Source organism: Phenylobacterium sp. (genome assembly GCF_013911965.1).
GTDB lineage: Bacteria > Pseudomonadota > Alphaproteobacteria > Caulobacterales > Caulobacteraceae > Phenylobacterium.
Genome location: NZ_JACESE010000009.1, coordinates 40,983 through 58,729 on the forward strand (window position 1 = coordinate 40,983; position 17,747 = coordinate 58,729).

At 70.8% G+C, this 17,747-nt stretch carries 20 protein-coding genes; 12 read left to right on the forward strand and 8 right to left on the reverse strand.

The features are described from left to right. Positions 1-23: 23 nt before the first annotated feature. The 4 genes from H2041_RS10675 to motA all read right to left on the reverse strand — a co-directional run bounded on the left by H2041_RS10675 (position 24) and on the right by motA (position 3,808). Positions 24-440, reverse strand: coding sequence for a DUF6491 family protein (locus tag H2041_RS10675; protein WP_293412449.1), 417 nt, complete (start codon positions 438-440; stop codon positions 24-26). Between the two features lie 84 nt (positions 441-524). Beyond that, positions 525-2,342 (reverse strand): tRNA (5-methylaminomethyl-2-thiouridine)(34)-methyltransferase MnmD, encoded by a 1,818-nt coding sequence (mnmD, locus tag H2041_RS10680; RefSeq protein WP_293412451.1) that lies wholly within the window; start codon positions 2,340-2,342, stop codon positions 525-527. A gap of 107 nt (positions 2,343-2,449) precedes the next feature. After that, entirely contained in the window at positions 2,450-2,734 is a 285-nt protein-coding gene (locus tag H2041_RS10685; RefSeq protein WP_293412453.1) for a hypothetical protein, read from the reverse strand. 204 nt (positions 2,735-2,938) lie between these two features. Further along, positions 2,939-3,808 (reverse strand): flagellar motor stator protein MotA, encoded by an 870-nt coding sequence (motA, locus tag H2041_RS10690; RefSeq protein WP_293412455.1) that lies wholly within the window; start codon positions 3,806-3,808, stop codon positions 2,939-2,941. Between the two features lie 109 nt (positions 3,809-3,917). Here motA and H2041_RS10695 point away from each other — a divergent pair, with 109 nt between their 5' ends. Continuing rightward, a complete protein-coding gene (locus H2041_RS10695; protein ID WP_293412457.1) occupies positions 3,918-5,246 on the forward strand; it encodes an MFS transporter in 1,329 nt (442 codons plus the stop codon). A gap of 2 nt (positions 5,247-5,248) precedes the next feature. On the opposite strand, the gene H2041_RS10700 is transcribed toward H2041_RS10695, so the two are convergent. Further along, positions 5,249-6,517 carry a lytic murein transglycosylase gene (locus H2041_RS10700; RefSeq protein WP_293412459.1) on the reverse strand — a complete coding sequence of 423 codons (1,269 nt, stop codon included), beginning with the start codon at positions 6,515-6,517 and terminating at the stop codon, positions 5,249-5,251. A gap of 272 nt (positions 6,518-6,789) precedes the next feature. On the opposite strand from H2041_RS10700, the gene H2041_RS10705 reads away from it, so the two are divergent. The 4 genes from H2041_RS10705 to H2041_RS10720 are packed head-to-tail and all read left to right on the forward strand — an operon-like array spanning position 6,790 to position 9,862. Further along, the gene (locus tag H2041_RS10705) at positions 6,790-7,458 is read left to right on the forward strand and encodes a PepSY-associated TM helix domain-containing protein (RefSeq protein WP_293412461.1); all 669 of its coding nucleotides are present in this window, start codon (positions 6,790-6,792) and stop codon (positions 7,456-7,458) included. 11 nt (positions 7,459-7,469) lie between these two features. Beyond that, positions 7,470-7,985 carry a DUF2271 domain-containing protein gene (locus H2041_RS10710; RefSeq protein WP_293412463.1) on the forward strand — a complete coding sequence of 172 codons (516 nt, stop codon included), beginning with the start codon at positions 7,470-7,472 and terminating at the stop codon, positions 7,983-7,985. A 26-nt stretch (positions 7,986-8,011) separates the two neighbouring features. After that, a complete protein-coding gene (locus H2041_RS10715) occupies positions 8,012-8,830 on the forward strand; it encodes a DUF4198 domain-containing protein (protein ID WP_293412465.1) in 819 nt (272 codons plus the stop codon). Between the two features lie 6 nt (positions 8,831-8,836). Continuing rightward, complete coding sequence (locus tag H2041_RS10720) at positions 8,837-9,862, forward strand: FAD:protein FMN transferase (protein WP_293412467.1); 1,026 nt, start codon at positions 8,837-8,839, stop codon at positions 9,860-9,862. Here H2041_RS10720 and H2041_RS10725 read toward each other — a convergent pair. Beyond that, positions 9,859-10,677: an SDR family NAD(P)-dependent oxidoreductase gene (locus H2041_RS10725; RefSeq protein ID WP_293412469.1), complete on the reverse strand. Its 819-nt coding sequence runs from the start codon at positions 10,675-10,677 to the stop codon at positions 9,859-9,861. The genes H2041_RS10720 and H2041_RS10725 overlap by 4 nt on opposite strands. Positions 10,678-10,864: 187 nt before the next feature. On the opposite strand from H2041_RS10725, the gene ykgO reads away from it, so the two are divergent. Next, complete coding sequence (ykgO, locus tag H2041_RS10730; RefSeq protein WP_056023006.1) at positions 10,865-10,990, forward strand: type B 50S ribosomal protein L36; 126 nt, start codon at positions 10,865-10,867, stop codon at positions 10,988-10,990. 20 nt (positions 10,991-11,010) lie between these two features. Further along, positions 11,011-11,613 carry an HAD family phosphatase gene (locus H2041_RS10735; RefSeq protein ID WP_293412471.1) on the forward strand — a complete coding sequence of 201 codons (603 nt, stop codon included), beginning with the start codon at positions 11,011-11,013 and terminating at the stop codon, positions 11,611-11,613. Positions 11,614-11,745: 132 nt separating this feature from the next. Here the strand turns inward: H2041_RS10735 and folE are convergent, their stop codons facing one another. After that, positions 11,746-12,336, reverse strand: a complete 591-nt coding sequence (gene folE / locus H2041_RS10740) for a GTP cyclohydrolase I FolE (RefSeq protein ID WP_293412473.1) — start codon at positions 12,334-12,336, stop codon at positions 11,746-11,748. Positions 12,337-12,475: 139 nt separating this feature from the next. Between folE and H2041_RS10745 the strand changes: the two genes are divergently transcribed. After that, positions 12,476-12,742 carry a DUF2312 domain-containing protein gene (locus H2041_RS10745; protein ID WP_293412475.1) on the forward strand — a complete coding sequence of 89 codons (267 nt, stop codon included), beginning with the start codon at positions 12,476-12,478 and terminating at the stop codon, positions 12,740-12,742. Further along, positions 12,739-13,053 carry a hypothetical protein gene (locus tag H2041_RS10750; protein WP_293412477.1) on the forward strand — a complete coding sequence of 105 codons (315 nt, stop codon included), beginning with the start codon at positions 12,739-12,741 and terminating at the stop codon, positions 13,051-13,053. The genes H2041_RS10745 and H2041_RS10750 overlap by 4 nt, the downstream gene beginning before the upstream one ends. Before the next feature lie 147 nt (positions 13,054-13,200). Here H2041_RS10750 and H2041_RS10755 read toward each other — a convergent pair whose 3' ends face one another. Further along, positions 13,201-14,691, reverse strand: coding sequence for a sigma-54 dependent transcriptional regulator (locus H2041_RS10755; protein WP_293412479.1), 1,491 nt, complete (start codon positions 14,689-14,691; stop codon positions 13,201-13,203). A gap of 214 nt (positions 14,692-14,905) precedes the next feature. On the opposite strand from H2041_RS10755, the gene H2041_RS10760 reads away from it, so the two are divergent. The 3 genes from H2041_RS10760 (at position 14,906) to H2041_RS10770 (ending at position 17,747) form a co-directional block, all read left to right on the forward strand. Next, the gene (locus tag H2041_RS10760) at positions 14,906-15,331 is read left to right on the forward strand and encodes a hypothetical protein (protein ID WP_293412481.1); all 426 of its coding nucleotides are present in this window, start codon (positions 14,906-14,908) and stop codon (positions 15,329-15,331) included. Between the two features lie 5 nt (positions 15,332-15,336). Beyond that, a complete protein-coding gene (locus H2041_RS10765; RefSeq protein ID WP_293412483.1) occupies positions 15,337-15,558 on the forward strand; it encodes a hypothetical protein in 222 nt (73 codons plus the stop codon). 77 nt (positions 15,559-15,635) lie between these two features. Further along, positions 15,636-17,747 carry a PQQ-dependent dehydrogenase, methanol/ethanol family gene (locus tag H2041_RS10770; protein WP_293412485.1) on the forward strand — a complete coding sequence of 704 codons (2,112 nt, stop codon included), beginning with the start codon at positions 15,636-15,638 and terminating at the stop codon, positions 17,745-17,747.

Sequence of the window (17,747 nt, forward strand, 5' to 3'; positions counted from 1 at the left end):
CGGCGCCGTTCTGCTTTGGACCCTCAGGGGCGGCGGCCGGCGGGCAGGGCGGCGGCCTCGGCCTCGGTGAGCTTCCGCACCGAGCGGACGAGGCAGCGCTGCTCGCCGAGCGGCCCGGGCGAGATGATGGTGGCGTCCGTCCCGCGGCAGATGGTCGAACCGGTGCGCGAGACGATGGCGAGCCGATTGGCCCAGTCCATGTCGGGGCAGGGCGAGAACATCTGCAGCTCATAGACGTCATTGACGCCCACCCGGACGTAGAGGGTGTCGTCGTCCGGCGCGCTGAAGCCGTTGACGTTGCGCGTGAAGAAGCATTCCCGGCCCTGCGGAGCCTGCGCCATCGCGCCGCCCGCCGGATCGGCCATGGTGGGCGCACAGGCGCTCAGGGCCAGGGCGGCGAGAGCCGCCCCGGAGGCGGCAAGTCTGCGGATCGTCGTCATCGAGCATCCTCGTTCTGAGCGCGCCAAGCTGAGGGAGCGCAGCCCGGCCGCCGCAGGTTCCAAGCTTGAGCGTCGAACATGGCTTCAATCGGGCGTGAAGCCGCCCCCGCTCCGTCGCGCCGCGCGCCGCAGGAACCTGTCGGGCGCGACCGCCTCCGCCGGCGCCGCCGGCAGGGGGGAAGGGGCGCCCAGCATCTGCGCGACCAGGTGCTCGGCCAGCAGCGGCGCCAGGCAGAATCCGCGCGATCCAAGTCCGCCCAGTATGTGGAGCCCGTCGGGCGCGCCGGGAACCCGACCCGCCGCCGGCAGCCGGTCGGGCGTGACCGCGCGCACCGAGGCGCGGCCCAGCACCTCGTCCGGCGAAATCCCGCGGGCCAGGCGGGGCAGGCCGCCGGCCAGCAGATCAAGATTGCGCCGATGGTCGGCCGGGCGGACCTCGTCGCTCGCCTCGTCGCGGTCGTGCGTCGCGCCGAACACAATTCCCCCGTCGGCGGGCGCCGCGTAACCGCCCCAGGCCGCCGCCGGCGCCTCGGCGCCCCGAGCGATGCCGATCTGCCCGCGCACGGGCTGAAGCGGGATGGCCTCGACGAGGGCGGACGCCCCCGGCCCGGCGCAGACCGCCACGGCGTCGAACCGTCCCAGGACCTCGCCCGACGGCGCGGCGAGCCGCCAGGACGCCCCGTCGTGGCGCACCTCGGCCACATTGGCCACCGTGACCTCCGGAAGCCAGGCCGCCAGCACCGTCTGAGGTCGGACGACCAGGGCGCCGCCCTGCCACAGGCCCGGCCCCACCGGCTCCCTCGCCCGTTCGGCGGCGGCGTCGGCGTCCAGCGCCAGCATCTCGCCCGGCTCGAAAAGGTCGGAGGCGGCGATCCTGGCGAACCGCCCCGCATCCCGCTCGCTCCGCGCCAGCTGCAGGACGCCCTCGGCGATCACCGCCTCCGGCGTCTCCTGATAGAGCCGCCGCGCCCGCGCCAGCGCCTGGGCGAACAGGGCGGCCACCCGGCCGAGGCCGGCGTCCAGGCGGGGGGTGACCAGGGCGGCCGGGTTTCCCGACCCGCCCGAGCCGCGGCCCCGCGCATCGAAGACGACCGCCTCCACCCCCTGCAGACCCAGGGCGCGGCGGACGGACGCCCCCGCGACACCGGCGCCGATCACCGCGACCCTGGAGGGCGCGGGCCGCGACACGGGCTCGCCCGGCCGGCGGGCCTCCAGCCGCTCGCGCTTGCGGCCGAAGCCGGGACGCTTGGCCACCTCGAAGCCCGCCGCCTGAAGGCCGCGGCGCACGTCACCCGCCACCGTGAAGGTCGCCGCCCGGGCGCCGGCCGCCGAGCGCGCGGCGACGAGGTCGAGAACCTCCTGCCGCCACATCTGCGGATTGGCGGACGGGGCGAAGCCGTCCAGGAACCAGGCGTCGGCCGCCCCGGTCCAGCCCGCCAGGGCCTCGCCCGCCTCCATCACCGCCAGATCCAGGGTGGCGCGGACCTCCGGCAGGTCGAGGCGATGGAAGCCGCGCGCCCGGCCGGGCCATCGCCGCACCAGCAGCTCGGCCAGGTCGGCGACTTCCGGCCAGGCTGCAAGCACCGCGGCGGCCTCCTCCGCCGCCAGCGGGTGCGCCTCGATGCTGAAGATGTCGAGCCAGGCGCCGGCCGGGGCCGTGCGGCGCCAAAGGTCCAGGAGGGCCAGGATGTTCAGCCCGGTGCCGAACCCGAGCTCGCCCACGGTGAAGCGCCGCCGGCCGGCCCAGGCCTCAGGCAGGCCGCAACCCTGCAGAAAGACGGCGCGCGATTCCGCAAGCCCGTCGAGGGTCGAGAAATAGACGTCGCCGTAGAGGCGCGAGCGCGGCTGGCCCTGGTCATCCAGGACGAGCGGCGATTCGGCGGGGGGACGGGACGGCGGCATCGGCTTCATTGGCGCCGCCGCGGCCGCCGGGGCAAGACCGCGCAAAGCAAAAGGGCCGCCCCGGGGGACGGCCCTTCGTCGAAATCGCCGAAGCGAATTCGAATGGCTTAGTGAGCCGGAGCTTCTTCGGCGGCCGGCGCAGCGGCTTCGCCTTCAGCGGCCGGAGCCATCGCGTCGGTGGTGGCTTCACCAGCGGCGGCGGCGGCTTCGTCAGCGGCGGCTTCGGCGGTCGCGGCGGCGTCAGCAGCCGTGTCGGCGGCGGCTTCGGCGGTGGCGGCTTCGGTGGTCGCTTCGGCCGGGGCTTCTTCAGCCGGCTGGCCGCAGGCGGCGACGGAGAGGGCGGCGACGGCGGCGCCGGCGACGAGCAGCTTGCGAAGGATCTCGGAGGTCATGTCCCTGGTCCCCTGAAAAAGGAGTTTTGATCACGCTTGGCGCGCCCTGCCCGTTCCGTCGCCGGTCCGGCTTCAAGGCCACGCTGCGCAAGACCAGGAATATGCCGGGGTTCGGCCTAAGAGCAAGGGCTTTATTCACGCCCTCGTGATCACTTTTTTCGCCGGGGCCTGAAACCTTCCGGCGTCGGGCCCGCCAGGCCCGCGTCAGGCCTCGTTCGGCATGGCCGAGAGCGCCTCTTCCAGCTCCAGGAAGCTCGGCTGGGCGCCGCTCGGGACGTTGCCGCGGCCGATTTCCACCGAAATCTGGGCGGCGTTGCCGTGCAGGTGCGCCACCAGCACGGCCTGGATGATCTTGTAGAAGGCCGCCTCCTCCTCGATCACCGCCGTCAGTCGTGCGGCGATCGGTCCCACGAGGCCGTAGGCCAGGAACACGCCGAGGAAGGTGCCCACCAGGGCGCCCCCGATCATGCCGCCCAGCACTTCGGGCGGTTCGGAGATCGATCCCATGGTCTTCACCACCCCCAGCACCGCGGCGACGATGCCGAGCGCCGGCAGGCCGTCGGCCATGTTCTGCAGCGAGTGGGCCGGGGCGAGCGCCTCGTGGTGGTGCTTCTCGAGCTGCTTCTCCATGGCGTCCTCGACCTGGTGGGGGTCCTCCAGGTTCATGGTCATCATCCGCAGGGTGTCGCAGATGAAGTCCACGGCGAAGTGGTCCTTCGTGATTCGGGGGAAGCGCGAGAAGATGGTGCTCTCGCCGGGATTCTCGATGTGGCTCTCCAGGGCGATGACGCCCTTGGACTTCATCGTCTTGGTCAGCAGGAAGAGCAGCGACAGCAGGTCGCGATAATCCGAAGCCTTCCACTTGGGACCGGCGAAGGCCTTGCCGAAGCCGGCCCCCACGCCCTTGATCACCGTCATGGAGTTGCTGATCAGGAAGGCCGCCACGGCGGCCCCGCCGATGGCCATCATCTCGTGGGGCAGGGCATGCAGGATGATGCCCATGTTGCCGCCGGCCATGATGTAGCTGCCGAACACCATGGCGAACAGCAGAACGATGCCGATGATCTGGAACATAAGCGCGGGGCCCCCGAGTGTCGGGCGCCAGCATCGGGGTTAATGCTTAATGGCCGGTGAGCGAGATGGCCGTTTGCCTGCGGCCTCGCAGCGCATTAACAGCGGTCACATGGCCACGACCGCCGTTCACCCACCCGCGCTGCCCCGGCGATCCTTCGCCATCATTTTCGGCGTGTCGCTGGCCACGGCCATGGGCAATACGGGCCTGATCTCGGTGCTGCCGGCCATCGGCCGCTCGATCGGCATTCCCGACCCCCTGGTGGCCGCGGTCTTCTCCCTTTCGGCCCTGCTCTGGGCCTTCTCCTCGCCCTTCTGGGCCAAGGCGTCGGACAAGTACGGCCGCAAGCCGCTGATGCTGGTGGGCCTGACCGGCTTCATGGTCTCGATGATCTGCTGCGGCCTGGTGGTCAGCGCGGGCCTGCGCCACGTGGCGACGCCGCTCGTCATCTTCGTCTTCTTCCTCTTCGCCCGGGCCCTGTTCGGCCTGTTCGGCGCGGCCTCGAACCCCGCCACCCAGGCCTATGTGGCCGAGCACACGACGCCGGAGAAGCGCACCCAGTCGATGTCGAGCCTCGCCGGCGCCTTCGGCCTGGGCACCGTCATCGGGCCGTTCATCGCGCCCCTTCTCATCCTGCCCTTCCTCGGGCTGGCCGGGCCGTTGTTCGGCTTCGCCCTGATCGCCGCGGCGATGCTCTTCGTCGTCTACCGCTATCTGCCGGAGAGCCCCTTCGCCGGCGACGCCCGCGCCCGCTCCGACGCCCAGGCCGAAACGCGCAAGGCCAATCCCGGCGTGCGCGAGACGCCCATGTGGCGCGATCCGCGGATCACGCCCTTCCTGATCTACGGATTCCTCGTCGCCGTCTGCCAGACCGCCCAGGGCCAGACCCTCGGCTTCCTGATCATCGACAAGCTCGCCCTTTCGCCGGCCGCCGCCCAGGGCTTCATCGCCATCGCCATGATGTTCGGGGCCATGGCGGGCCTGCTGGCCCAGTGGGGCATCATCCGCATGTTCGAGATGACGCCGCGCCAGCTGCTGCGCTGGGGCGTGGCGGTGGCCGCCGTCGGCAATGTCATCGTCGCGCTCTCGCCCAACTACTGGGCGGTGGTGGCGGGCTACGCCATCGCCAGCCTCGGCTTCGGCTTCGCCCGCCCAGGCTTCACCGCCGGCTCCTCGCTCGCCGTGGACATGGGCGAGCAGGCGCGGGTCGCCGGGGCCATAGCGGCGGTCAACGGCGTGAACGTGGTGCTCGCGCCCTTCTTCGTCTGGCTCTACGAGCACATCGCCTGGGCGCCCTTCGCCCTGAACGCCGCCATCATGCTGGCCATGCTGGTCTACGCCTTCCGCAATCCCCAGCTGCGCAACGCCGATCCCAAGCCCGCCACCCGGGCCGACGCCGCCATCGCCACGCTGGAACGCAGCGACGAGTCCGGCCAGTAGGCCTAAGGCGGCGGGGCGGCGACCTCGGCCCGCAGACGCCGGACCATTTCCAGAGACAGATAGCCGTCGGCCGTCAGGCCCCGCGACTGCTGGTAGGCGCGAAGGGCCGCGCGCGTATTGACGCCCACGATGCCGTCCGGCGCGCCGGGATCGAAGCCCAGCCTCGCCAGGGCCGTCTGGGCGTCCGTGCGGTCGGTGAGCGACAGCGGCGTCTCCTGGGGCCAGGACCGGACCACGCCGCCCTCGCCCGCCAGCCCCTGGGCCAGCAGGCCCACGCCCAGGGCGTAGGCCGTGGAGTTGTTGTAGCGCCGGATCACGAAGTGGTTCGGGAAGATCAGGAACATCGGCCCGCCGGCGCCGGACGGCGCGATGAGCTGGGCCTCCGCGCCCTGGTCGGCGGCGGCGAAGCCGCGGCCGTCGGCGGGCGTGACCCCCTGCTGCGCCCACCAGGCGGGCGTCTCCTTCGGTCCCTCGACCAGGGCGTAGTCGAAACTGGCCGGCACGACGACTTCCCGGTGCCAGCTCTGGCCGCGCACCCAGCCGGCCTTGGCCAGCAGGTTGGCCGCCGAGGCCAGGGCGTCGGGCGAGGAGCCCCAGAGGTCGCGGCGGCCGTCGCCGTCGCCGTCGACGGCGGTGGAGAGGAAGGTGGTCGGGATGAACTGGGTCTGCCCCATGGCCCCGGCCCAGGAGCCGATGAGCTGGCTGCGCGCGAACTCTCCGGACTGGATCATCTTAAGGGCTGCGATCAGCTGGTCTTCGGCGAACTGACGCCGCCGTCCGTCCGCCGCCAGCGTCGCCATGGAGCGGATCACGTCGAAGTCGCCGAGGATGGCGCCGAAGCTCGATTCCAGTCCCCAGATGCCGACCAGGATGTTGCGGGAGACGCCGTAGCGCGCCTCGATCTCGTCGAGGGCGGGCAGGGCGTCGCGCTTGCGACGGCCGATGGCGAGGCGGTCGTCGGTGACCACGCCGCGAAGATAGTCGCTGACGGGCCGCGAGAACTCCGGCTGCCGGGAATCGAGGGCCGAGACGCGGTCGTTCGGCGTGAGACCGGCGAGCTCCCGGTTCAGGAGCGCCGGCGGCAGGCCGGCGGCAAGGGCGCGGCCATAGAAGCCCCTCAGCCATTCGTCGAAGGCGGGGCTGCCCGACGGCGGCAGGGCCGGCGGGGCCGGTTCGGGCGCGCCCGGGCCAAGCGCCAGCTGCGGGCCCAGATTGAGACCGGGGTCGGCGCAGCCGGCGACCAGGAGGACGAGGAAGGAGCGGCGTTCCATGCGGTGAATCCTAGGCGGCCAACCGGGGCGATCTCAAGACGAGAACCGTTGCTCCGATCCGGGCGCGAAGAAAACCCCGGTCCCCCCGCTGGGGGGCCGGGGCCTCAAGGACGCTATGCGCTCGGCGCGTGGTGGGGGGAAGGCCGCGCGCCTTGCATGACGAGGTAATGCGAAGCGGAGTCGGCGGTTCCTAAGGCCGAGCTCGCGAACCGCTTGCTCCTGCCGCCAAGGCTTGTTAATGCGAGACGTTCTCAAGAGGGGCGTTCCCGCACATGACCGCATCTGCGGCGATCACGGATGAGGCCGCCGCGCGGGCGGCGGCGAAGCGCCGGGCCCAGAAGCGCGCCGCCTTCCTCCGCCAGGTGCTGCGCTGGCATTGGATCAGCGCCGCCATCTGCCTGATCGGCATGATGCTATTCGCCGTGACGGGGATCACCCTGAACCATGCCGGCGCCATCGGCGCCACGCCCAAGGTGACCGAGCGCACGGCGGAGGCGCCGGCGGATCTTCTGCCCCTCCTGCAGGCCGCCGAAGCCGAGGGCGGTCCGACGCCGGAGGCCGTCCGCGCCTGGCTGCGCAAGGAACTGAAGGTCGCCGTGCCGGCCGACGCCGCGCCGGAGTGGTCGCCGGGCGAACTCTATCTCGCCCTGCCGCGCCCCGGGGGCGACGCCTGGCTCAGCCTGGACACCGCCACGGGCGAGGTGATCTATGAGCGGACCGACCGCGGCGCGATCGCCTATCTCAACGACCTGCACAAGGGCCGCAACACGGGTGCGGCCTGGATGTGGTTCATCGACATCTTCGCCGTCGGCTGCGTGGTCTTCTGCATCACCGGCCTGCTGCTGCTCCAGCTCCACGCCCATGCGCGGAAGTCGACCTGGCCGCTGGTCGGCCTCGGCCTGATCATTCCGCTCCTCCTCGCCCTCCTGTTCATTCACTGACGGAAGCCCCCATGCGCCGCCTCGCCTCCGCCGCCGCTTTTTCGGGCCTGATGGCCGCCCCGGCCGCCGCCGCCGACCTGGCCGTCAGCGTCGAGATTCCCCGCCTGTCGGTGGCCGAGTACCACAACCCCTATGTGGCGATCTGGATCGAGAAGCCCGATCAGACGGCGGTGAAGACCCTGGCGGTCTGGTACGACGTCAAGCTCAGGAACCAGGAAGGCGAGACCTGGCTCAAGGACATGCGCCAATGGTGGCGCCGCGCCGGCCGCGCCATGACCCTGCCGGCCGACGGGATCAGCGGCGCGACCCGGGCGCCCGGCCGCCATCAGGTCGCATTCACCGCCGGCAAGGCGCCGCTGGGGACGCTGCCGGCCGGCAGCTACAATCTGGTGGTGGAGGCCGCCCGCGAGGTCGGCGGCCGCGAAATGGTGCGCGTCCCCTTCCAGTGGCCGCCCAAGGCGCAGACCAGCGGCAGGGCCGCCGGCGAGAGCGAACTCGGCGCCGTCACCCTGACCCTCAAGCCCTGAACCACATCGCCTTCCGGAGACGCGCCATGAAGACCTTCCTTCGCACCGCCTGCGCCGCCGCCGCGCTCGCCGCCGCCCTCGCCGCGCCGATGGCGGCCCAGGCCCATCGGCAGTGGCTGCTGCCGTCCTCGACCGTGCTGTCGGGCAGCGACCCCTGGATCACGGTGGACGCCGCCGTCTCCAACGACCTCTTCATCTTCGAGCACGTGCCGATGCGGCTGGACGGCCTGATGATCACCGGGCCGGACGGGCAGACGGTCGAGCCCCAGAACCCGGCGACCGGCAAGTACCGCTCGACCTTCGATGTCCAGCTGGCCAAGCCCGGCACCTACAGGATCGCCAGCGTGGGCGACGGCGTCATGGCCTTCTACAAGCTGAACGGCGAACAGAAGCGCTGGCGCGGCTCCGAGGCCGAACTGAAGACCGCCGTCCCCGCCGGGGCGACCGAGGTGCGGATCAGCCACAACCAGAGGCGCGTCGAGACCTTCGCCACCGTCGGCGAGCCCACCACCGAGGCGCTCCAGATCACCGGCAAGGGCCTGGAGCTGGCGCCCATCACCCATCCCAACGACCTCTTCGCCGGCGAAACCGCCCAGTTCCGCCTGATGCTGGACGGCCAGCCCGCCTCGGGCGTGGAGGTCAGCATCGTGCGCGGCGGGGTCCGCTATCGCGACGATCCGGGCGAGATGACGACGACGACCGGCACCGACGGCGTCTTTTCGGTCACCTGGCCGGAGCCCGGCATGTACTGGCTGGAGGCCGGCGTGCGCGGCGGGCCGAGCCCGATCGAAGGCGCCGAGCGGGCCGCGGGCTATGTGGCGACGCTCGAGGTTCTGCCGGAGTAGGCGGCGATGCCTGCGCCGAAGGCGGAAAACCGGGTCGCCATACCGCTCGACCTCCCCGGCGGCCTGAGGTTTCCGCCGGACGGCCTGCAGGTGGAGGCGTCGGGCCGCGCCATGGGGGTCGACTGGACCCTGAAGGCCACCAGCCCGCCGGACCTGCCGGTCGAGGCGCTGACCCGCGCCGTGCAGGCGAGCCTCGATGCGGTGGTCGCCCAGATGAGCACCTGGGAGCCGGACGCCGACGTCAGCCGGTTCAACGCCGCCCCGGCCGGAACCTGGCGCCCCGCGCCGGAGGACTTCGCCGAGGTGCTCGCCTGCGCGCTGGACATGGCGCAGCTGAGCGACGGCGCCTTTGATCCGACGATCGGGCGGCTCACCGACCTCTGGGGCTTCGGGCCGCCGGGGCCGGTGGCGGGGCCGCCGGCGGCGGCGGCGCTGGAGGCGGCGCGGGCCCTGTCCGGCTGGCGTCGGCTGGAGTTCGACGTGAAGGCGCGGCGTATCCGCCAGCCCGGCGGCCTCGCCCTCGACTTCTCGGGAATCGCCAAGGGCTACGGCGTCGACGCCGCCGCCGAGGCCCTGGGGCGCCTCGGCCTGGCGCATTTCCTTCTCGAAGTCGGCGGCGAGCTGCGGGGCGAGGGCGTCAAGCCGGACGGCTCCCCCTGGTGGGTCGCCCTTGAACATCTGCCGGGCGAGGCGGCCAACCAGGCGCCGATCGTCGTGGCGCTCTGCGGCGCCTCCGTCGCCACCTCCGGCGACTACCGCCGCTACATGCTGCACGAGGGTCAGCGGCTCGCCCACACGATCGATCCGCGGACCGGCCGGCCGAGCGAGAGCGGCGTGGCCTGCGCCAGCGTGGTTCACCCGCAGTGCATGCGGGCCGACGCCTGGTGCACCCTCCTGTCCGTGCTCGAGCCGGAGGAGGGCCTGGCGCTCTGCCATGCGCGCCAGATCGCCGCGCGCCTTCTGGTTCGCACCAAGCGCGGCCTGGAAGAGCGGCTCTCGCCGGCCTTCCAGGCCCTGCTGGAAGAGCCCTAGACGAGTTCGGAAGGCTGCAGGCCGAGCTCCTGCAGGAACGGCTCGGCATAGTCCACGCGCCCGGTCATGGTCGCGGCGTCGGCCTTGGCCAGCTGGTAGACCGCCTCGGCGATGTACTCGATGGGCTGCACGCGGTCCTTGGACTGCTCGTTGATCAGGCCGTGCACCGCGACCCCGGGCGTGTCGACGAGCCCGGGCGAAACCACGTTCACGGCGATGCCGTCGCTTTGCACCTCCGAGGCGAGGCCGGTGGTGAAGCGCTCCAGGGCCGCCTTGCACATGCCATAGACCGTGCCGCCGCGGCCGCCGCGGTAGGGGGGCTTGGGATGGATGCCGGCGGGCGAGGAGATGTTGACGATGGCGCCCCAGCCCTTGGCGCGCATGCCGGGCATGACGAGTTGCGCCAGATGGAACGGGGCGTAGACCTGAACCTCCATCATCAGCTTGAAGCGCTTCTCGGTGAAGTCCTGCACCGGCATGAAATAGGTGATGGCGGCGTTGTTGATCAGGATGTCGATGTTCTGGTCGAAGGCGGCGCTCGCCTCCTCCACCAGGCGTTCGCGTTCGCTGGCCTGGGCGAGGTCGGCCTTGACCAGCACGGCCTGCGCGCCGGCCGCCCTCAGCCGCTCGACCGTATGGGTCAGGGTGCCAGGCAGGCGGCTGTCGCCCTCCTCGACGGTGCGGGCCGAGACGACGACCTTGGCGCCCTCCATGGCCAGGCGCACGGCGATGGCTTCGCCGATGCCGCGGCTGGCGCCGGTGACGAGGGCGACCTTGCCCTTGAGGGTTCCGTTCGGATTGATGGATGCCGGCATAATGAATGTTCCTCCCATGACTTAATTCTTATGGGCGGAATGCTCGCGCCGATGGGCGGGCGGGGCAAGGGGCGGAGGCGCGAAACGCCCAGCCCCGTTGACTCCAAAGGCGCGGCCCCGTATATGCGCCCGCTCTGTTCGTAACCCCTTGAAGACGGCGCGCGCTCGATCGCGCGAAGACAAGCTCATGAAGGTCAGAAGCTCGCTCAAGTCGCTCAAGACGCGCCACCGCGACTGCAAGCTCGTGCGCCGCAAGGGCGTGGTCTACGTCATCAACAAGACGGACCCGCGCTTCAAGGCCAAGCAGGGCTAAGAGCCGGTCGCGCGTCCCGGATGCCCAAGGCGGTTCTCTGGGACGTCGGCAACGTCGTGGTCCGCTGGGACCCGAAGACGCTCTATTCCAAGATCTTCCCGGAACCGGCCGCTCGCGACCGGTTCCTTTCGCATGTCTGCACCATGGCCTGGCATGTGAACCACGATCTCGGCGTGACCTTCGAGGCGAACCGCCAGCCGCTGCTGGAGCGCTTCCCGGAATATGCCGAGGAGATCCGCGCCTGGGAGACCCGGTGGTGGGAGATGTTCTCCGGGACGATCCCGGAGACCGAGGCCGCGATCGAGGCGCTGCACCAGGCGGGCGTGCCGCAGTTCGGCCTGACCAACATGTCCCATGAGGTGTTCGACGGCATCGTGGCCATGAGCCCGGCCTTCGAGCGCCTGCAGGGCTTCGTGGTCTCGGCGCACGAGAAGCTGATCAAGCCCGACCCGCGCATCTACGCCATCGCCTGCGAGCGGTTCGGCCACGCCCCCGCCGACATCCTCTTCGTCGACGACAGCGCCTACAATATCGAGGCGGCCAAGGCCTTCGGCCTGAAGGTCCACCACTTCACCGACCCCGCCGCCCTGCGGCCGGCCCTGGAAGCTCACGGGTTGCTCTGACGGGCCCGTCGCGCCGCAGGCGCTGTCTTTACAACCCCAAAGATCACGAAGGACACAAAGGGTCCGCGCCGCGGCGCCTTCGTGTCCTTTGTGCTCTTGGTGGTTCGATCCCTTTGGCGCTGCGCGCCGCCTTTAGCGCCCGCGGACCAGTTCCAGGAACTCCTGGCGCGTGCGGGGATCGTCGCGCAGTTCGCCGAGCAGGGTGGAGGTGGTGAGCGAGGAGCCGGGCGTATTCACCCCGCGCATGGTCATGCAGGAGTGCTCGGCCTCGATCAGCACGCCGACGCCCTTGGGCTTCAGGATGTCGTGGATCGCCTCGGCGATCTCGGCGGTCAGCTTCTCCTGGATCTGCAGGCGGCGGGCGAAGCCGTGGACCACGCGGGCGAGCTTGGAGATGCCCACCACGCGGTTGGTGGGCAGATAGCCCACATGGGCCCGGCCGATCACCGGCAGCATGTGGTGTTCGCAGAAGCTGACGACCCGGATGTCCTTCAGGACGACCATCTCGTCATAGCCGCCCACCTCCTCGAAGGTGCGGGCCAGATACTCCCGCGGATCGGTCTCGTAGCCGCCGAACAGTTCGCGATAGGACCGCGTCACGCGGCCGGGCGTCTCCAGCAGGCCTTCGCGGTCGGGATCATCGCCGGCCCACTCGATCAGGGTCCGGACGGCGGCTTCGGCCTCGGCCTGGCTCGGCCGCTTGCGGCGGGATATCTCGGTCATTGGGGCCTCCGTACGGGAACGTGAACGGCGTAAAGCTATGCGGGTTCGGGCCGCGACCTCCAGATGGATTTCGTTCCGGCGCGATGCGGAGTAGGGTCCGCCGCTTTCCACCCCCTATGATCCGGAAGACGCGTTTCCCATGGCCGACGACAGCGCCCACCTCGACGTTCTCAACACCACCGCCCAGGGACAGCTGAAATCCATCATCGAGCGCATCGAGCGCCTGGAGCAGGAAAAGGCCGAGGTCTCCGAGCAGATCAAGGAGGTCTTCGCCGAGGCCAAGGGCAACGGCTTCGACGTCAAGGTGCTGCGCAAGGTGGTGCGCCTGCGCAAGCAGGACCGCGCCAAGCGGCAGGAGGAGGAGGCGATCCTCGACCTCTACCTCTCGGCGCTCGGAGAGATTTGAAGCGAAAGCCGCCAGATCCCCGCGAACAGGCCAAGCGGGCGGCGCTGAACGCGCTCAAGCGCGCCCGCCGCGAGGCCGACCGCCGCGGGGTGGAGCTCTCCGACTGGGAGGGCGAGTTCCTCGGCTCGGTCGAGGACCGCGTGAAGACCTACGGCCGCGCCTTCGGAGACCCCGAAAAGGGCGCGGCCGGCCAGGCCCTGTCGGCCCTGCAGCACGTCAAGCTCAAGGAGATCGCCGCCAAGGCCAAGGGCGAGAAGAAGCCCATGGCGAGGCGCGGGTTCCGGCGGAAGACGCGCGAGGATGGGGAGTAGGCGGGCGCCTTCGTCCACCCTCAACCGTCATTCTCGGCCTTGCGCCGGGAAGCCCTCGCGCCGCTCGCGCCCGCCCTCGACAGGGATGCTCGCCACAGGGACGCTCGCCACAGGGGCGAGCATGACGAGAACGGGCGTGGAGGGTCTTTAAGCCGCCTCGGTTTCGCCCTCGTCGCCCTCGGCCTTGAGGACGCCGTCGAGCCCCTGCTCTCGGACCTTGCGATAGAGGGTGGAGCGGCCGATGCCGAGGCGTCGGGCCACCTCGCTCATGTGGCCGGCATAGATTTCGATGGCGAGCTGGATGAGGTCGCGCTCGATCTCCTCCAGGGTGCGCAGATGGCCTCGGTCGTCGAGGATCCGCACCGGCGCCTCGGCCGGCAGCTCGGCCAGCAGTTCCTGAGCGGCCTGGGGCGAGATCGGCTGGCTGGCGGCCGGGGCGGACGCCGTTTCCGGCGGCGGGGCCACGACCCCCGAAATGGCCGGGAAGTCGTAAGGCTGCAGATAGGGCGCGTCCGACAGGACGATGGCCCGATAGACCGCGTTCTCCAGCTGGCGGACATTGCCCGGCCAGTCGTGCGCCGTCAGGAAGGCCAGGGTCTCGGGCGCGCAGCCCACCACCTTCTTGCCCTCCTCCACATTGAAGCGGCGGACGAAGTGGTCGACCAGGGCCGGAATGTCCTCCTTGCGCTCGCGCAGGGCCGGGGCCTCGATGGGGAAGACGTTCAGGCGATAGAAGAGGTCCTCGCGGAAGCGGCCCTCGGCCACCGCCTGGGACAGGTCGCGGTTGGTGGCCGAGACGATGCGCACATCGACCTTGACCGACCGCTTCGACCCCACGGGATCGATCTCGCTTTCCTGCAGGGCGCGCAGCAGCTTGACCTGCATGTCCAGCGGCAGCTCGCCCACCTCGTCGAGGAACAGGGTGCCGCCATTGGCCTCCTGGAACTTGCCCAGGTGCTTGTCCGTGGCGCCGGTGAAACTGCCCTTCTCGTGACCGAAGAGGATGGACTCGACCAGGTTCTCGGGCAGGGCGCCGCAGTTGACCGCCACGAAGGGCTTGCCGGCGCGATCGGAGGAGCCGTGGACGGCGCGGGCGATGACCTCCTTGCCGACGCCGCTTTCGCCGGTGATCAGGATCGGGATGGCCGACTTGGCCGCGCGTTCGCCCATGCGCTTGACCAGCGCCATGGCGGGAGAGCTTCCCACCATGTCGGCGAAGGTGAAGCGGCCGGTCTTGTGCTTCTTCAGCCGGTCCACCTCGCCGCGCAGGTCGCCCATGGAGAGCGCGTTGCGGATGGAGACGATGATGCGTTCCGGGCTGGCCGGCTTGACGAAGAAGTCGCAGGCGCCGGCCTGCATGGCCTGGACCACGGTGTCGATGCCGCCCTGGGCGGTGACCACGATCACCGGCTGGGAAAAGCCGCGAGCGCGCAGCTCCTTCAGCGTGTCCTGGCCCGACAGGCGGGGCATGACGAGGTCGAGCAGGATGATGTCGGCCTTGGCGCCCGCCGTCAGGTGATCGATGGCCGCATCGCCGGATTCGGCCTGCGCCACGGCGAAACCGTCGCGCTCCAGAACCGCCTGGATCAGCCGGCGCTGCGTCGGATCATCGTCGACGACGAGAACGGTCTTGGTCATTCGGACACACCCACCTGGATCGGACGCCCGCCTCTTCGTGCGGGGCTCATTTGTCCGGCTTTGATACAGGGGCGGGGTAAAGGCAGGGTTTCGCAGACCTGAGTCGGGGGTTAACGCCGCGACCGCCGGCCGCAGGCGCCGCAGGCCTCCGAGCGCCGCTGGCGCTGGCGGCGATGAAGGGTAAGCTCGGCGAAAAGGCCGGGGAGGGCCGCCCATGTTCGTCGGACACTATGCGGCGGCGATCGCCGCCAGGGCGGCCGAGCCGCGCGCGCCGCTCTGGACCTATGCGCTCGCCGCCCAGCTGGTGGACGTGGCCTGGGGCGGCCTCGTCATCGCCGGCGTGGAGCGGCTCAGCCTCGATCCCGATCTGCCGGGCAGCGCCCTCGTCCTGGAGCACATGCCCTACACCCACAGCCTGCCGGCGGCGGTGCTGTGGTCCGTCGGCGCGGCGGCGGCCGCACGCTTCCTGCTGCGCCTGCCGGCCGTGGCGGCCGGGATGCTGGGGGCGGTGGTCTTCTCGCACTGGCTGCTCGACCTGATCGTCCATCGGCCCGACCTCGCCTCTGGTTCGGCGGGCCCAAGGTCGGCTTCGCGCTCTGGAACCATCCGGTCCCCGAACAGGCGCTGGAGATCGGGCTGATCGCCATGGCCGCCGCCGCCTGGGGCTGGCGCCGCGGCGTGGAAGGGCAGGGCTGGCGCGCTCCGGTGGTCTTCCTGGGCTTCCTGGTCGCCCTGCAGATCGTCGCCATGCTGCTGCCGGCGGAAGGCGGGGCGGCCGGCATGGGGCTGTCGGCCCTCGGGGCCTATCTCGCCGTGACGCTGGCCGCCGCCTTCGCAGACCGGCCGCGCCGCCCGCAGGCGCCCTAGCGTCACGGTTCACCTCGCCGCCGAGCGGGGCCATAGTGGCCGAAAGGCCGGAGACACGGCCGGCCGGGGAGGGCCGCATGAAGACCAGGATCGCTCTGCTCGCGCTCGCCTGCGCGGGCCTGCTCACCGCCTGTCAGGACCGGCCCGAGCCGGGCGCCGTCGACCAGGCCCGGCTGGAGGCGGCCGACGGCAATGGCGAGTGGCTCTCCTACGGCCGCTCCTATTCCGAGCAGCGGTTCAGCCCGCTCGATCAGATCAACACCGAGAGCGTCGGCGAACTGGGCCTGGCCTGGTTCCACGAGTTCGACACCGACCGCGGACAGGAGGCGACGCCCCTGGTGGTCGATGGCGTGCTCTACACCACCACGGCCTGGTCCAAGGTCTACGCCTTCAACGCAAAGTCGGGCGAACTGCTGTGGTCGTACGATCCGCAGGTGCCGGGCGAGAAGGGCTTCGACGCGTGCTGCGACGTGGTCAACCGCGGCGTCGCGGTGTGGGGCGGCAAGGTCTATGTGGGCGCGCTCGACGGGCGTCTTATCGCGCTGGACGCCGGCACGGGCGAGGTCGTCTGGTCGGTCCAGACCACCGATGAGGCCAAGCCCTACACGATCACGGGGGCCCCGCGGGTCATCAAGGGCAAGGTGCTGATCGGCAATGGCGGCGCCGAGTACGGCGTGCGCGGCTACCTCTCGGCCTACGACGCGCAGAGCGGCGACCTCGTCTGGCGGTTCTACACCGCGCCCAATCCGGAGGGGAAAGCCGACGGGGCGGCGTCAGACCGCATCCTGGCCGATCTGGCCGGCCCCACCTGGTTCGGGGACGGCTGGAAGAAGACCGGCGGCGGGGCGACGGTCTGGGACGCCATGGCCTATGATCCGGCGCTGGACCTTCTCTATGTGGGCGTCGGCAACGGCACGCCCTGGAACCACCAGAAGCGTTCGGACGGCAAGGGCGACAACCTCTTCGTCTCCTCGATCCTGGCGCTCAAGCCCGACACCGGCGAGTACGTCTGGCACTATCAGACGACGCCCGGCGAAAGCTGGGACTATACGGCGACCCAGCACATCATCCTGGCCGACCTGACGGTGAACGGGGCGCCGCGCAAGGTGCTGATGCAGGCGCCGAAGAACGGCTTCTTCTATGTGCTCGACCGGGCGACCGGCGAGCTGATCTCGGCCGAGCCCTATGTCCCGATCACCTGGGCGAGCGGCGTGGACAAGGCCACCGGCCGGCCGATCGAGACTCCCGGCGCCCGCTATCGCAACGCGCCCTCGCTGCAGGTCCCCGCGCCGTTTGGGGCGCACAACTGGCACCCCATGGCCTTCAACCCGCAGACCGGGCTGGTCTACATCCCCGCCCAGGTCGTGCCCTTCGCCTATGTGAGCGACGCGGCCTACAGGCATCGGCCCGGCGGCTGGAACGTGGGCACCGACTTCCTGGCCAATTCCCTGCCCGACGACGCGGCCCAGATGGCGGCGCTGAAGGCCATGGTGAAGGGCCAGCTGATCGCCTGGGATCCCGTGGCGCAGAAGGCCCGCTGGACCGTCGAGCATCCCTTCTTCTGGAACGCGGGCGTGCTGACCACGGCCGGCGGGCTGGTCTTCCAGGGCGCGGCCGAGGGGCAGTTCGCGGCCTATCACGCGGCCACCGGCGACAAGCTCTGGTCCTACGAGACGGTCAACGGCGTCATCGCCCCGCCCTCGACCTACGAGGTGGACGGCGAGCAGTACGTGGCCCTGATGGTCGGCTATGGCGGGGCGGGCGCGCTCTCATCGCCGGCCCTGCTGCCGGACCGCTCGCGCCTGCCGGGGCGGCTGCTGGTCTTCAAGCTGGGCGGCAAGGCGCAGGCGCCGGCCTATGACATGCCCGGACAGCCGGCGCTCGATCTGGCGGGCGTGACCTCGTCAGGCGATCCCAAGGCCGGCTTTGCGACCTTCCAGCAGTACTGCCAGGTCTGCCACGGGCCCAACGTCTCGGGCCGGTTCCTCCCCGACCTGAAGCGCTCGCAGATGCTGCTGTCGGAGGAGAGCTGGCGTTCGGTGCTGATCGACGGGGCGCTGGCGCCCCGCGGCATGGCCAGCTTCTCCCGCTTCCTCACGCCGCAGCAGGCCGAGGACGTCCGCGCCTATGTGCTCGCCGAGGCGCGCAAGGGCGGGACGCCGGTCCCGCCCTCGGCCGGGGCGAAGTAG

What these genes read in the sequence shown, in the direction of transcription:
- H2041_RS10675 (WP_293412449.1), bottom strand. Translation starts at nt 440, where the DNA reads ATGACGACGATCCGCAGACTTGCCGCCTCCGGGGCGGCTCTCGCCGCC.
- mnmD (WP_293412451.1), bottom strand. Translation starts at nt 2,342, where the DNA reads ATGCCGCCGTCCCGTCCCCCCGCCGAATCGCCGCTCGTCCTGGATGAC.
- H2041_RS10685 (WP_293412453.1), bottom strand. Translation starts at nt 2,734, where the DNA reads ATGACCTCCGAGATCCTTCGCAAGCTGCTCGTCGCCGGCGCCGCCGTC.
- motA (WP_293412455.1), bottom strand. Translation starts at nt 3,808, where the DNA reads ATGTTCCAGATCATCGGCATCGTTCTGCTGTTCGCCATGGTGTTCGGC.
- H2041_RS10695 (WP_293412457.1), top strand. Translation starts at nt 3,918, where the DNA reads ATGGCCACGACCGCCGTTCACCCACCCGCGCTGCCCCGGCGATCCTTC.
- H2041_RS10700 (WP_293412459.1), bottom strand. Translation starts at nt 6,517, where the DNA reads ATGGAACGCCGCTCCTTCCTCGTCCTCCTGGTCGCCGGCTGCGCCGAC.
- H2041_RS10705 (WP_293412461.1), top strand. Translation starts at nt 6,790, where the DNA reads ATGACCGCATCTGCGGCGATCACGGATGAGGCCGCCGCGCGGGCGGCG.
- H2041_RS10710 (WP_293412463.1), top strand. Translation starts at nt 7,470, where the DNA reads ATGCGCCGCCTCGCCTCCGCCGCCGCTTTTTCGGGCCTGATGGCCGCC.
- H2041_RS10715 (WP_293412465.1), top strand. Translation starts at nt 8,012, where the DNA reads ATGAAGACCTTCCTTCGCACCGCCTGCGCCGCCGCCGCGCTCGCCGCC.
- H2041_RS10720 (WP_293412467.1), top strand. Translation starts at nt 8,837, where the DNA reads ATGCCTGCGCCGAAGGCGGAAAACCGGGTCGCCATACCGCTCGACCTC.
- H2041_RS10725 (WP_293412469.1), bottom strand. Translation starts at nt 10,677, where the DNA reads ATGCCGGCATCCATCAATCCGAACGGAACCCTCAAGGGCAAGGTCGCC.
- ykgO (WP_056023006.1), top strand. Translation starts at nt 10,865, where the DNA reads ATGAAGGTCAGAAGCTCGCTCAAGTCGCTCAAGACGCGCCACCGCGAC.
- H2041_RS10735 (WP_293412471.1), top strand. Translation starts at nt 11,011, where the DNA reads ATGCCCAAGGCGGTTCTCTGGGACGTCGGCAACGTCGTGGTCCGCTGG.
- folE (WP_293412473.1), bottom strand. Translation starts at nt 12,336, where the DNA reads ATGACCGAGATATCCCGCCGCAAGCGGCCGAGCCAGGCCGAGGCCGAA.
- H2041_RS10745 (WP_293412475.1), top strand. Translation starts at nt 12,476, where the DNA reads ATGGCCGACGACAGCGCCCACCTCGACGTTCTCAACACCACCGCCCAG.
- H2041_RS10755 (WP_293412479.1), bottom strand. Translation starts at nt 14,691, where the DNA reads ATGACCAAGACCGTTCTCGTCGTCGACGATGATCCGACGCAGCGCCGG.
- H2041_RS10760 (WP_293412481.1), top strand. Translation starts at nt 14,906, where the DNA reads ATGTTCGTCGGACACTATGCGGCGGCGATCGCCGCCAGGGCGGCCGAG.
- H2041_RS10765 (WP_293412483.1), top strand. Translation starts at nt 15,337, where the DNA reads ATGGCCGCCGCCGCCTGGGGCTGGCGCCGCGGCGTGGAAGGGCAGGGC.
- H2041_RS10770 (WP_293412485.1), top strand. Translation starts at nt 15,636, where the DNA reads ATGAAGACCAGGATCGCTCTGCTCGCGCTCGCCTGCGCGGGCCTGCTC.